Annotated in this window: 13 protein-coding genes; 8 read left to right on the forward strand and 5 right to left on the reverse strand. The window is 42.4% G+C overall.

The window, feature by feature from the left end:
• Positions 1–67 precede the first annotated feature (67 nt).
• The 3 genes from ybeY to miaB are packed head-to-tail and all read right to left on the reverse strand — an operon-like array spanning position 68 to position 3177.
• On the reverse strand, positions 68–547 hold the full coding sequence (gene ybeY / locus MF4642_RS10605; RefSeq protein ID WP_078426187.1) for an rRNA maturation RNase YbeY: 480 nt from the start codon (positions 545–547) through the stop codon (positions 68–70).
• 57 nt (positions 548–604) lie between these two features.
• Positions 605–1681, reverse strand: a complete 1077-nt coding sequence (locus MF4642_RS10610; RefSeq protein WP_004977846.1) for a PhoH family protein — start codon at positions 1679–1681, stop codon at positions 605–607.
• A 38-nt stretch (positions 1682–1719) separates the two neighbouring features.
• Entirely contained in the window at positions 1720–3177 is a 1458-nt protein-coding gene (miaB, locus tag MF4642_RS10615; protein ID WP_078426188.1) for a tRNA (N6-isopentenyl adenosine(37)-C2)-methylthiotransferase MiaB, read from the reverse strand.
• A gap of 309 nt (positions 3178–3486) precedes the next feature.
• Here miaB and MF4642_RS10620 point away from each other — a divergent pair, with 309 nt between their 5' ends.
• The 5 genes from MF4642_RS10620 to MF4642_RS10640 all read left to right on the forward strand — a co-directional run bounded on the left by MF4642_RS10620 (position 3487) and on the right by MF4642_RS10640 (position 8088).
• Entirely contained in the window at positions 3487–5454 is a 1968-nt protein-coding gene (locus MF4642_RS10620; RefSeq protein WP_078426189.1) for a lytic transglycosylase domain-containing protein, read from the forward strand.
• Between the two features lie 87 nt (positions 5455–5541).
• A complete protein-coding gene (locus MF4642_RS10625; protein WP_372239180.1) occupies positions 5542–6135 on the forward strand; it encodes a ribonuclease I in 594 nt (197 codons plus the stop codon).
• A gap of 169 nt (positions 6136–6304) precedes the next feature.
• On the forward strand, positions 6305–7291 hold the full coding sequence (locus MF4642_RS10630) for a malate dehydrogenase (RefSeq protein WP_004691225.1): 987 nt from the start codon (positions 6305–6307) through the stop codon (positions 7289–7291).
• A gap of 173 nt (positions 7292–7464) precedes the next feature.
• Entirely contained in the window at positions 7465–7725 is a 261-nt protein-coding gene (locus tag MF4642_RS10635) for a DUF2789 family protein (RefSeq protein ID WP_004691222.1), read from the forward strand.
• Between the two features lie 105 nt (positions 7726–7830).
• Positions 7831–8088, forward strand: coding sequence for a DUF2789 family protein (locus tag MF4642_RS10640; RefSeq protein WP_004691219.1), 258 nt, complete (start codon positions 7831–7833; stop codon positions 8086–8088).
• An 85-nt stretch (positions 8089–8173) separates the two neighbouring features.
• On the opposite strand, the gene MF4642_RS10645 is transcribed toward MF4642_RS10640, so the two are convergent.
• A complete protein-coding gene (locus tag MF4642_RS10645; RefSeq protein ID WP_078426191.1) occupies positions 8174–8701 on the reverse strand; it encodes a hypothetical protein in 528 nt (175 codons plus the stop codon).
• Between the two features lie 72 nt (positions 8702–8773).
• Complete coding sequence (locus MF4642_RS10650; protein WP_078426192.1) at positions 8774–9376, reverse strand: 2OG-Fe(II) oxygenase; 603 nt, start codon at positions 9374–9376, stop codon at positions 8774–8776.
• Positions 9377–9491: 115 nt separating this feature from the next.
• On the opposite strand from MF4642_RS10650, the gene MF4642_RS10655 reads away from it, so the two are divergent.
• The 3 genes from MF4642_RS10655 to MF4642_RS10665 are packed head-to-tail and all read left to right on the forward strand — an operon-like array spanning position 9492 to position 12324.
• Complete coding sequence (locus tag MF4642_RS10655; RefSeq protein ID WP_078426193.1) at positions 9492–10349, forward strand: 23S rRNA (adenine(2030)-N(6))-methyltransferase RlmJ; 858 nt, start codon at positions 9492–9494, stop codon at positions 10347–10349.
• A 43-nt stretch (positions 10350–10392) separates the two neighbouring features.
• Positions 10393–11223 carry a CDP-diacylglycerol--serine O-phosphatidyltransferase gene (gene pssA, locus MF4642_RS10660; protein WP_058870331.1) on the forward strand — a complete coding sequence of 277 codons (831 nt, stop codon included), beginning with the start codon at positions 10393–10395 and terminating at the stop codon, positions 11221–11223.
• 27 nt (positions 11224–11250) lie between these two features.
• Entirely contained in the window at positions 11251–12324 is a 1074-nt protein-coding gene (locus MF4642_RS10665) for a DUF6670 family protein (RefSeq protein WP_078426194.1), read from the forward strand.
• Positions 12325–12807 lie beyond the last annotated feature (483 nt).

Raw genomic sequence — 12807 nt, forward strand, 5'->3', positions numbered from 1 at the left:
ATTATTGTTAGCATAAATAAACCCGACACATCGAGATGAATCGGGTGAGTTGTTTCAGATCTAATAGCTATTGTTCTAAATAAGGGTTTTCAAAACCGAGTTTAGCCAAAATTTCAATTTCGATACCTTCCATTTCTTCAGCATCTGCTTCTGACGTTTCATGGTCATAGCCCATGAGGTGCAAAGTGCCATGTACCAACATATGGGTGAAATGCGTCAGTGGCGCTTTGTTTTGTTCTTTCGCTTCCAACAGCACCACAGGAATGCAAATGACTAAATCGCCAATAGGAAATGAGTCAAGAATTTGCGCCATTTCATCGGGCAAGTCACTCGGGAAAGATAACACATTGGTTGATTTATCTTTGCCGCGATATTCCAAATTCAATTTATGACTTTCGTCATGGTCGACACAAGCAATACCAACTTCACAGTTACTTTGTGTACCAATATGACGTAAAACAGTTTCTACAACTTTTTTGATATAGCCACGTTTCAAGACCAACTCAGGTGCTTGAAAGTCCTGTTGTAGAGAAAGACTCAGTTTCAAAATAGATCCTTAAATAATGATATCTGCGGGCATTTTAAAATGCCCGCAGACTTTAACTTAATGCTGAGCATCGGCAGCGGCATCATTTTCAGCCACTAAGGCCTCTTGACGCGCTTTGCGTTCAGCACGAGCTTCAGCCGTTAAGCGATGTTGTTCTGCATCCCATCCCTCATAAGCTTCAACAATTTTTTGCACTAATTGGTGGCGTACCACATCACGAGAGTGGAAGCGGGTAATGTGAATTTCTTTGATTTTGTCGATGATTCGTAAAGCATGCGCCAGACCAGATTGCTGACCACGCGGTAAGTCGACCTGTGTGATATCGCCAGTAATCACTGCGCGCGAACCAAAGCCTAAGCGTGTGAGAAACATTTTCATTTGTTCAGGCGTGGTGTTTTGCGCTTCGTCTAAAATCACGAAAGAGTGGTTTAAAGTTCGACCACGCATATACGCCAGTGGTGCCACTTCAATCACTTGACGTTCAATCAGTTTGGCTACTTTTTCAAAACCAAGCATTTCATACAAGGCGTCGTAGAGTGGGCGTAAATACGGATCAATTTTCTGGCTTAAATCACCGGGTAGAAAGCCGAGTTTTTCACCCGCTTCAACGGCAGGACGAACCAATAAGATCCGTTGAATTTCATTACGTTCTAGCATGTCGACTGCGGCTGCAACTGCGAGATAGGTTTTACCTGTACCCGCAGGTCCAATACCAAAAGAAATATCGCTTTGTAGAATACGCTGCACATAACGCTTTTGGTTGGCACCACGTGGATTGATACGACCTTTACGGGTTTGGAGCCACACTTCATCTAAACCAGTGTGCTCTTGCCCGTCGAGGTCTTCTTGCAATTCACGGTCAGTCTGACTGCCTTGAATCATGAGGTGTAAGGTGTCGGCACTGATTTGTGCCGTATTTTCTGCTTCTTCATGCAGGCGATGGAGCAGACCTTCGGCTCTCTCAACTGCATCCATTTCACCATCGACATAAAATGCATCACCTCGATGGGAAATAGTGACATCTAAACGCTGTTCGATTTGTTTCAAATGACCGTTATAAGCACCGAGCATGCTCTTTAAACGTTCTATTGAAACCCCAGGAAAAGTTACTGTACGTCGAATCGCTGCAGTCAAGAGAATTCCTTTAAGTAGTCAGAATCTATTCCCTTACATTACGCCACGTCAGGCTCAAGATTCAAGAGTTCACCATAAACAAAATTCAAAGTTTTAATCTCTGTCACTTCGATTTCAGCGAAACGTCCGACCCATGCTGCATCACCAATAAAACTCACATAACGAGTGTTATCCGCCGTGCCAATCAGTAGGTTTGGATCTTTGTCTGAAACTTTCTCGACCAAAACGCGTTGAATGGTGCCGAGCATGGCATCGGTCTTGTCAATACTTGAGCGTTTGATCCATTTTTGAACTTTACTGAGGCGTTCTTTTTTCACGTCTTCAGAGGTGGTGTCCTCAAGATCAGACGCAGGTGTACCCGGACGTTTTGAATAGACAAAACTGTAGGAATGGTCGAAGTCCATATCTTTGATGAATTGATAGGTTTCTTCAAAGTGCGCATCGGTTTCACCCGGGAAACCAATGATGAAGTCACTTGATAAATGCATATCTGGACGAACTTTGCGTAATTTGGCAATTTTGTCGATATACACATCAATGGTGTGGTTCCGCTTCATGGCTTGCAATACATCGTTTGAGCCGCTTTGTACGGGCAAATGTAGATGCGATACCATTTGTGGTAGATCACGGTAACATTCAATTAAGTCATCATTAAACTCAAGTGGATGTGAGGTGGTGTAGCGCAAACGCCCAATCCCCGGAATTTCTGCAACCAGACGTAACAAGTCTGCAAAAGTACAGATATTGCCTTCGAACGTTTCACCGCGGTAACCATTGACGTTTTGGCCCAACAAAGAAATCTCACGGACACCTTTTTCGGCTAAGGTGGCAATTTCTGCTAAAACATCATCCAGCGGGCGAGAAACTTCTTCACCACGGGTGTAGGGCACTACACAGAATGAACAATATTTTGAACAACCTTCCATAATTGAAACAAAAGCCTTGTAACCTTCCACACGCGGTTCAGGTAAAAAGTCGAATTTTTCAATGTCTGGGAAAGAAATATCCACCAATTTGATTTTTTCTTTCTTGGGTTTTTCGATTTGATCAAAGTGCTGATCCAGCATTTGTGGTAAGCGGTGCAAGGTTTGCGGGCCAAAAATCATGTCGACATAGTTGGCACGTTTTTGAATGTTGTCACCCTCTTGAGAGGCCACACAACCACCGACACCAATGATCAGGTCTGGATTTTTGTCTTTCAGCTTGCGCCAGCGACCCAATTCAGAAAACACTTTTTCTTGGGCTTTTTCACGAATCGAGCAGGTATTCATGAGTAGAATATCAGCTTCTTTCGGATCTTGGGTCAGCACATAACCGTGCGAGTCGCCAAGTAAGTCTGCCATACGGTGACTGTCATACTCATTCATCTGACACCCTTGCGTTTCGATATACAGTTTTTTAACTGATCCATCGATGGCTGGGGTGTGCTGTGGCTGGGTAACAGTGTTTTCTGAGGCAGCTTGGGCACCATTTGGAATGAAGGTTTGAACCGTCATGTAGGCTCCTAAGGGGGATAAATCTAGGTTTTTGTGCCTGATCGGTATCTGTGGCGGCGAAAGCAAAGCTTGGCTGGCGACAAAAAAGGTCGATCAAACACCATGTGAAATCTACGAAAGGCGCGTATTTTAGCAGGAAATCTGAATAAACTTATAGCTTTAAATCTGAAGCTAAAAAGATTGATTTGTGAAGTGAAAATGCAGGAAAATTAATATTGTCTAATCATAAGGTTACATAAGAGAACAATAGAGTCTGTTATGAGTTATTAAACTAATGAAAATGATGAGACGAGACTAGGCAATCCAAAGATGACTGAAGGCAAACCCATGTTAAAACGATTACAGAATAAATATTATCAAGTGTTTGCGTTGGGTGTGGCTGCCTTGGGTCTATCTGCAGCGACACATGCCGCAGATGAACAATTTAATGATGCCTTGCGTGCAGCAAATGCAGGCAATGTTGGTTTATTACAACAATATCAAAGCAGTATGCAGGGTGATGTGTTGGGCTATTATCCTGAATACTGGGTGCTTAACAGTAATTTGGCATTGCAACCTGCGGCGAACATTGTCGGATTTGCACAGCGCTATCCGCAATCTGCCATGGCTGAGAAGTTAGCAGCAGATTACATCGAAGAAAAAGTCAAAATGGCCGATTTTGCTTCCGCGCAGCTGGTATTGGCCTATGTGTCCAATGCAGATCGCGCAGAAAGCTGTGCCATGGCGCAAGTCCGTGCCAAGTCAGGCGACCCTTTGGTTTTTGCCGAATATAAAGATGTTTGGCTCACCACTAATTCACAACCTGAATCTTGTACAGGGCTAGGCCGCATGATGTTGTCTAGTCCACTGATGACGGAACAAGACAAACAACAACGTTTATGGGCGCAGCTACGTGCAGGGCAGTCAGGTCAAGCAGTTGCAACTGCACAAACTATTGGCATGAATCTGTCTTTGGCGCAGCTGAATAGCATTCAAGCCGATCCACTGAACTATCTATGGTCCGCACCGAAAGCGTCGGCGGCAGATCAAGCATATTTAATTTATGCCATTGGCCGTTTAGCCGACAGTGATCTAAATACTGCACTGGCGTCGGTAAAGCGTGCTGCCGAGGGTACACCTGAGTCGGTACAAAAAGCGTTGTACCGCGCCGTGGGGTATATCGGTGGCACAACCGTTATGAAAAACAATTTTAATGTGGAAGTGTTGCAAGCCTTCGATCGGAGCTACGGTTTAGCACTGAGTGAAGAAGAAGCTGAAATCTATGCACGCCAAGCCATTCGTTTCGGCGCATGGGAGAGTGTCATTCGTGCCATTGATGGCATGAGTGTGACGCAGAAACAAGAAGACCGCTGGCAATATTGGTTAGCCCGTGCTTCAGAACAACGTGGTGATGCAAAGTCAAAAGCACTGGCGCGCGAGATCTTCAAAAAATTGTCAGTAGGTGACGATTATCATAACTTATTGGCAAAAGATCGTATTGGTCAGCGTTATCAAACGATTCCAGCCAATACCCAACCGAGCAATGCGGATGCGCAGCGTTTGAGTCAAGATATTCACTTTAGCCGTGCTTTTGCACTGCGCAACGTCAATGCGCCAGACAATTATGTCAACCGTGAATGGAATTGGGCTGTTCGACAAGCTTATTTAAAACAAGATGATGGCTTAATTTTGGCTGCTGCCAAACGTGCCACAGAAATGGGATGGTATGACCGCGCGATCTATGCAGCCGATCGAACCGTCAAGCAGCATAACTACAGTTATCGTTATGCCATGCCGCATCAAAGCTATGTGGTCAGCCATAGTCGCAATGCAGGCATAGATCCTGCATGGGCGTATGGGTTAATGCGCCAAGAAAGCCGATTTGTTACCCATGCACGTTCGCATGTCGGGGCAGGTGGTTTGATGCAAATCATGCCAGATACGGCAAAACTGGTCGCTAGACAAATGGGTGAAACCTATAATCCTGCTGCACTGAGTGATATGAATACCAATGTACGTTATGGCACATTCTACTTGTCCATGATTCAAAGCCAATTAAGCAACAGTCCTGTACTTGCCACAGCAGGTTATAATGCAGGGCCAAATCGTGCGCGCCGTTGGCAGCCTGAAAGTCAGCCGATTGCGGCGGATCAATACACAGAAAGTATTCCTCTGACTGAAACACGCGATTACGTCAAGCATGTCATGAGTAATGCGACCCATTATGGTGTGCTGCTTGGCCAAGGACCGCAGTCGATCACCCAGCGCATGCAAAATATTCCTTTTAGAAGTCAATGATAAAGGCCTAGGCATTTTATGGTTTTGATGTCATCCCAATCAGTCTTAACGCAAAAGCTTTTGCTATTGATCAGCAGCTGCATTGCTATGGGATTTTTTGCGACATCAGCCCATGCGACACCGACCGTGTTTGGCTATGTGATGGAAGTTCAAATGACACCTGCCGTGTGTTTGTTTGATAGCCAAGGCTCAAAGAAACGGAAATGTTTGGAAGGTTATTCACTCAATATCACAGGTTTGTATCCTGAAACTACGACACGAGAGTGTCAGACCAAGTCTTCAGCTGTATTGTCTCCGCTTCAAACTAAAGTGGTGGCTAGGGTGATGCCCGATGAGCATGCACGTCGTCAGTTGTGGGCAGAGATTGGGGGGTGTGTGCCGATGAGTGCCAGTCAATATTTCCGTAACGTGATTAATTATGCAGAACGTTTAAAAATCCCCGCAGATTTGACTTCATCTGAAAATAAAACCGCGCAACTGCATAGCTTACGTGGACAGTTCCAACGTTTGAATCCTGGACTGCCTGCAAGCGGGTTACGTTTTAGCTGTCGTACTCACCGTCAAACCAATATTTTGACCGAAGTCAAAGTTTGTTATAAACCCAATGGTCAGTACAAAGGCTGTGCAGAGAATATACAAGAAAACTGCCCAAATTCTTTTGCGATCAAGGGTTCTTACTAATCTCTTTCCTTAAATTAATTTATATTTCCTATCATACTTTTGTTGGAATTCATTCTCTTTTACATGCATCTGCCAAAGTATTGGAGTACAATCTTTGCCGTTTATGATTATTAAGATTAGATAGAACAGCTATTTAATCATATAACGTTCCTCAAATGGAGATAAGTACATGAAGCAACCTGTTCGCGTTGCCGTTACTGGCGCTGCTGGTCAAATCGGTTATAGCCTATTATTCCGTATCGCTAGTGGCGAAATGTTAGGTAAAGACCAACCAGTTATTCTGCAATTGTTAGAAGTTCCTTTTGAGAAAGCTCAAGCTGCGCTTAAAGGCGTAATGATGGAATTAGACGACTGTGCTTTCCCATTATTGGCTGGCATGATCGGTACTGATGATCCAAAAGTTGCATTTAAAGATGCTGACTACGCGTTATTGGTTGGTTCACGTCCACGTGGTCCTGGTATGGAACGTGCTGACTTATTGAAAGTGAACGGTGAAATCTTCATCGGTCAAGGTCAAGCACTAAACGAAGTTGCTAGCCGTGACGTTAAAGTACTTGTTGTAGGTAACCCTGCAAATACAAATGCTTACATCGCAATGAAATCTGCTCCAGATCTTCCAGCGAAAAACTTCACAGCAATGTTACGTCTTGACCACAACCGTGCGTTGACTCAAATTGCTCAAAAAGCGGGTGTTGCTGTAGCAGACATCAAAAACATGACTGTTTGGGGTAACCACTCTCCAACGATGTATGCTGACTACCGTTTTGCAACTGTAAACGGCGAAAGCTTAAAAGACAAAATCAACGATGCTGACTGGAACGCGAATGTATTCCTTCCAACTGTTGGTAAACGTGGTGCTGCGATTATCGAAGCGCGTGGTTTGTCTTCAGCTGCTTCAGCTGCGAACGCTGCGATCGACCATATGCGCGATTGGGCTCTTGGCACAAATGGCGAATGGGTAACGATGGGTATTCCTTCTGACGGTTCTTATGGTATTCCTGAAGGCGTAATGTACGGTGTTCCTGTAACTTGCGAAAATGGCGAATACACACGTGTTGAAGGCCTAGAAATCGATGCGTTCAGCCGTGAACGTATGGACAAAACTCTTCAAGAACTTGAAGAAGAGCGCGCAGCAATTGCTGACATGCTTAAATAATTAAAAACTAATCTGTTCAAGATCTGTTTTGAAAAAGCACTCCGTTTGGGGTGCTTTTTTTATATGGGGGTGTGTTGAACAAAAAATAACATGCTGTGATGTAGATACAACTGAGCATAGATGGCCAAAGGTTTATTCTAAAAGGGCATGATCAGAGCTTGAGGAGAACAATGATGTTTGACCAACAACCGACTTTAGAACTTTTATTTGAACAATTGGGGCTTGATGCGAGTGCGGAAGCAATCGATCAGTTTATTGAAACACACCAACTTACTTCAGACGTTCCATTGCATAAAGCACCCTTTTGGTCAAAAGCACAGCATGACTTCATTATCAGTAATTGGAAAAAAGATGATGAATGGGCAATGGTGGTCGACCTGTTAAATGAACAATTGCATACAGAACATACGCTTTCAGGTTCGTGTCATTTATAATCACAAATTGAAACAACAAACCTAGTTTTATGACTAGGTTTTTTTAGAAAATACATATAAGTTAATTCAATAATAATTGACAATAGTATTGATAAGGAGGCCGAGATGCTCAGTCAACATAAACCATCCTTAGAGCTTTTATTTTCGCAACTGGGACTCGCCAATAGTGCGGCTGCCATCGAGTTATATATTCGTACGCATCAACTTCCTGCTCATCAATCTTTACACGACGCACCGTTTTGGAATTCCGCTCAACGTGCGCTATTAATCAGTCATTTGGTTCAAGATGATGATTGGGCGATTATGGTTGATGAACTCAATCAACAGCTACATCTTGATGCTTATAAACTTCAAACTGCTTAAATTGATCCTATGCCGTCGCGACTTACATAGTAGAATTGACCCATAAAAAAACGCCTGATTTCAGGCGTTTTTTTATTTGTAGATTTTAGTGCAATTTACTTTGCATCAGCTTGATAAACCAATCTTCTTGATGAAGGTCAACAAAAGCGGCATGTTCACGCAGTAAAACGAAATCAAACTCGGTGCTTTTCGCATATTTACCAAGCCAGTGTCGTGCCAATGCTGACTCTTTTCGACTGACCGAGGCATAGGCCAAAAACAGGTAAATATCGCCCAGACCATAGCTGGTCAGTGGTTTTAAAATTTGCTGTGTAATCAACGCAAAGCGATCTTCTTTGGTAATTTCAAAGTACAGCATATAAGCCTTAGCAAGGTGCAAGGACAAATTGAGGTACAAAGACAGAGGCATTTCCTCAAACTCAATTCGACCTTGCTCAAGTAATACCACCGCTTCTTGTAAAAAGTGGACTTGCTCTTGACGTAGTTGGCTTAGTGTGACCAACTGTAAGCGCAAATCAGCACGCTCAAGTGCTAATTCAGGGCTATTGCCTTGTAGGTAGAGTTGATCTGTTTCACCAATACGCTGAATAATTTGTTGACTGCTGGCACGCATCGGTTACATCCTCATCAATTGATGTTCAGTATATGAGGATACTTCTTACAATTTAAAGTCTTTTTGCTTGAATCATAGGATTGTACTGTCACTCCGTAACCATCCAGTAATCGATAAACGTTGATGTTTGGCTTCTAAAACCTCATGCAGTAAGTCACTTTGAAACAATGCAATACGATTCGGTTTGGGATGTAGCACATGCCAAATGTCATTTTTATCTTGCAGATGAAGTTCACCGCCCCAACCGTCTTGCCAGTCTTCGTGTAAATAATAAACCGTAGAAATCATGCGGCCATTTTTGCCTTGAGGATTATCACGGTGTAGGGCATAAAACTCGCCAGCGTTATAGCAAGCAAAATGTGCTTCGACGTCTCGAATACCAAGATAAAAGGCACGATTTAGTTCCTGACCCAAACTATAAAGGGCTTGAACATGTTGATTGGAAATAACGAGTTCGGGATTGAGCCATAAAATGTGATCACTACGGATCTTGCTGATGACACCGTTTTGAATAGCGGCTTCACGAAAGCGGTTTAAGTTCGAAGTACATTCTTCAATGAGTTGATGTACATAGTCATTAGAGTAGGCGTCATCAATGATGGCAAAACCATGTTGATCTAAATCATCTAGGATTTGATCAACATTCCAAGACTTTGGGAGAAGAACTGCTTCCATTACATTAACCTAAAAAAGACAAAGAAAAGCCACGGTTATTCTAGTGTATGAAAGCAATCTGAACGAAACTATTTTTCATGCTAAAATACTCATTGATTTTAGGAATGATAGAAACATGAATTACCGTCACCACTTCCATGCAGGTAACTTTGCAGATGTCATGAAGCATGTCCTTTTGCTTCAGATTTTGACTCGCCTCAATCAAAAAGATAAACCGTATCGTTATATTGATACGCATGGCGGTGCTGGTAAATATGATTTATCGACTTCAGAAGCACAAAAGTCGGGCGAGTTCTTAAATGGTATTCACCGTTTAGTAAAACTTGATGACTCGATTAAGCGTAATGCGCCTGAAGGTGTTCAGCAGTATTTAAAAATTGTTGAAAAAATGCGTGAAGGTTCAGGTAAGGGCGCTTATCCAGGTTCGCCGTGGTTTGCATTGGAAGGCATGCGCGAAATCGATAAAGCCACCATTTTTGAAATGCAACGTGATGTATTCCAACAGTTGTATTACAACGTTCGTGACAAACGCGCGGGCTTACATGAGCGCGATGCTTATGAAGGGTTATTTGGCGTTATTCCACCCAAAGAAAAACGCGGTTTGGTGATGATTGATCCACCTTACGAAGTGGAGCGTAAAGATTTCCCTCAATTGGTTGATCTCATAGCGACTGCATATAAAAAATGGCCAACGGGTGTGTTTGCAATTTGGTATCCAATCAAAGACCGCGCCATGATTGATCGTTTTGAAAAGAAAATGATTAAAACCGGTATTCGTCGTCAGTTGATCTGTGAAGTATGTGTTTGGCCAGATGATACCCCAGTGGGCTTAAATGGTTGTGGTTTGTTGGTGATTAACCCACCTTGGAAGTTTTCTGAAGATGCAGATGAATCGCTACAATGGTTATTCCCACACTTGCGTATGAGTGAAAATGGTGGTCATGCTGCTGTTCGTTGGTTAGTTGGCGAATAAAGATAGACTATAAGAGAAAAGGCTACATTAGGATCGACAGAGAATGACAAATATAAATAAACCTGAAAGCGAATCTTCACCCCGCAGTACGCCTACTTTTGATGGGATTACTTTCGAGGTGGAAGAAGAAGAGCACACACAGGAAGGTCAAAAAGTAAAACGTCGAGGTATTTATTTGTGGCCGAACCTGATTACAACGGCAGCGTTGTTGTCAGGCTTTTATTCCATCATTGCCAGTATGAATGGCAACTTCCAGCAAGCGATTTATGCCATTTTCTTGGCAGCGTTGTTGGATGGCTTAGATGGCCGTGTTGCACGAGCCATTGGTGCGCAGAGTGCTTTTGGTGAACAGTATGATTCTTTATCTGATCTATTGGCGTTCGGCGTTGCACCCGCTATTTTGATGTATAGCTGGAGTTTGGATTCGCTCGGTCGCATAGGTTTAGCGTGTTGCTTTGTCTACACTGCCTGTGCTGCGTTCCGTCTAGCTCGTTTTAATGTGCAAATCGGTGTGGTCGATAAGCGTTACTTTATTGGTGTAGCTAGTCCACTTGCTGCGATTATTATTATTTCATTGGTTTGGGTCGGACTCGATTTCCCAGAAATTTTTGATATTCGTGAGCGGGGGATTCAAGCCATTAGCGCAGCAGTGATTGTGTCTGTGGGCCTCCTCATGATTTCGAATATTAAATATTATTCGTTTAAAACGGTAGATCGTAAGCGCGTTCCATTTTTTGTCCTTCCTATCGCGGTCTTTATTTTTGCTGCAATGACTTACAATATCCCTGTGGGTATTTTAGTTATTTCCTTGATTTATGCATTATCTGGCTTTATTACTACGTTTTTAGCACGACGTCAGCAAAGCCCATCATGAGTTAATGATATGTAGAAGGAGTATGATATGTGGTTGTTTCAAGATTTTCTCGATCAGTCTAAACAACTTAATCAGGCTCCTTCACGGTCACTTCCTGCTTATCATCCACCCAATAAAAAATATAAAATTATTCATCAAGCTTTAACCATTCCCAATCTTCCTGCACCATTACATTATTTAAATTTTTTGAGCATGATTGGTCAGCCCAATACGCCCATGTTTAGAAATAACAGCGCAATCAGAACTACACCCTTAGATACTGCGACCGTATTGGCCAGTAGTAGTCCACATATGGCAGGGCAACTGAACCGCTATTCAATTTCTGCGGAATGTTTATTTCAAGAAAAAACATTTAAATTTGCCAATAAAGAACAGCTCATGGGAGCGTTCCCAAAATTTCAAATTCAAAGAAAAGACACAGAATTGAGTTTTGAGATTGAAATAACAACAACACCACTGATTTCACATTTCACCAAATTGCGTTTTGGTCTTGCTGAGCATTGGTCTGTATTGTGTCGATGTCAGGGAGAAGTTAACTATAAAGAACAGCGCTATGACATTGATCAGTTGGGAGCTTTTGAATACGCGCGCAGTATCGACTTTAGTTATTTACCCTTAGCGTTTTTCACATATCAAGTCATTAATCTAGTAGATCAGCGTCAGTTATTGTTAGAACAAATTCGAGATTCGTTTAATCGAATTGTACAGTCACGTATCTATATACGTGATTTGCACAAACAACAAACCCATATGTTTGATCGGATGGTGCACTTTCAAGTTCATCGCGTTTACCCTGCTGTGAAAACCCCCAATGGGCAAAAAATGTATTTGCCGCGAGAATTTGAATGGCATTATCAAGATGAGCAGGGACATCACATCCATCTTTGCGCGCAAAGTCGTGGTGATTTTAAATTTGGTTTAGCTGCGGGTTATGTGGGGAGCTTTAAATATCAACTCAAAATGGGTAATTATGAGGAACAGGGCGAAAGTGGTTATTGTGAATATGTGGATTGTCGTGCATTAAAGTGGCAAGAAAAAAAATCGCAAGAAAAAAATCGAAATGAAATTGGAGAAATTGTTCCCTTTTCACTCAAAAAATAAGAAAAAAGCGACATTTTGCTGAATAAATAAACAAGTGGAAGTTTTTTTATAAATAATTGAGAAAAGGGGGTTGTGTTGGTTTGGAAATACTGTAGAATGCACATCCATCGGCGGTGATGTTGATTAAAACTTGTTGAGAAACAAGGATTTAGCCCAAGCGGTAGAATCTGAAAGTCTTGAATAAGTTTGAAAATAATTAACAAAACCAGTTGACTTCTTCTTGAAAGAGAGTAGTATAGCCGACCTAGCTTGCTGATGACGAATCAGTAAGAAGATCATTAAGAGATTATGAAGAACAACTTGTGTGGATTTTTACTGATTGATCGATCGAAAATATTTCATTGATTGAAGGTAAAAATTACTCGAAGTTTATTTGAGAAATATTTGTCAGAAAATTGATGAGCCAAGATTTGTAGCCATAAGCTACTAATGATTTTTAACTGAAGAGTTTGATCATGGCTCAGATTGAACGCTGGCGGCAGG

Origin of the sequence: Acinetobacter sp. MF4642 (genome assembly GCF_002018925.1) — a bacterium.
GTDB lineage: Bacteria > Pseudomonadota > Gammaproteobacteria > Pseudomonadales > Moraxellaceae > Acinetobacter > Acinetobacter johnsonii.

Excerpts from the sequence above, each read along its gene's own strand:
- miaB (WP_078426188.1), bottom strand. The coding sequence starts at position 3,177 with ATGACGGTTCAAACCTTCATTCCAAATGGTGCCCAAGCTGCCTCAGAA.
- MF4642_RS10620 (WP_078426189.1), top strand. The coding sequence starts at position 3,487 with ATGACTGAAGGCAAACCCATGTTAAAACGATTACAGAATAAATATTAT.
- MF4642_RS10625 (WP_372239180.1), top strand. The coding sequence starts at position 5,542 with ATGGGATTTTTTGCGACATCAGCCCATGCGACACCGACCGTGTTTGGC.
- MF4642_RS10630 (WP_004691225.1), top strand. The coding sequence starts at position 6,305 with ATGAAGCAACCTGTTCGCGTTGCCGTTACTGGCGCTGCTGGTCAAATC.
- MF4642_RS10635 (WP_004691222.1), top strand. The coding sequence starts at position 7,465 with ATGTTTGACCAACAACCGACTTTAGAACTTTTATTTGAACAATTGGGG.
- MF4642_RS10640 (WP_004691219.1), top strand. The coding sequence starts at position 7,831 with ATGCTCAGTCAACATAAACCATCCTTAGAGCTTTTATTTTCGCAACTG.
- MF4642_RS10645 (WP_078426191.1), bottom strand. The coding sequence starts at position 8,701 with ATGCGTGCCAGCAGTCAACAAATTATTCAGCGTATTGGTGAAACAGAT.
- MF4642_RS10650 (WP_078426192.1), bottom strand. The coding sequence starts at position 9,376 with ATGGAAGCAGTTCTTCTCCCAAAGTCTTGGAATGTTGATCAAATCCTA.
- MF4642_RS10655 (WP_078426193.1), top strand. The coding sequence starts at position 9,492 with ATGAATTACCGTCACCACTTCCATGCAGGTAACTTTGCAGATGTCATG.
- pssA (WP_058870331.1), top strand. The coding sequence starts at position 10,393 with ATGACAAATATAAATAAACCTGAAAGCGAATCTTCACCCCGCAGTACG.
- MF4642_RS10665 (WP_078426194.1), top strand. The coding sequence starts at position 11,251 with ATGTGGTTGTTTCAAGATTTTCTCGATCAGTCTAAACAACTTAATCAG.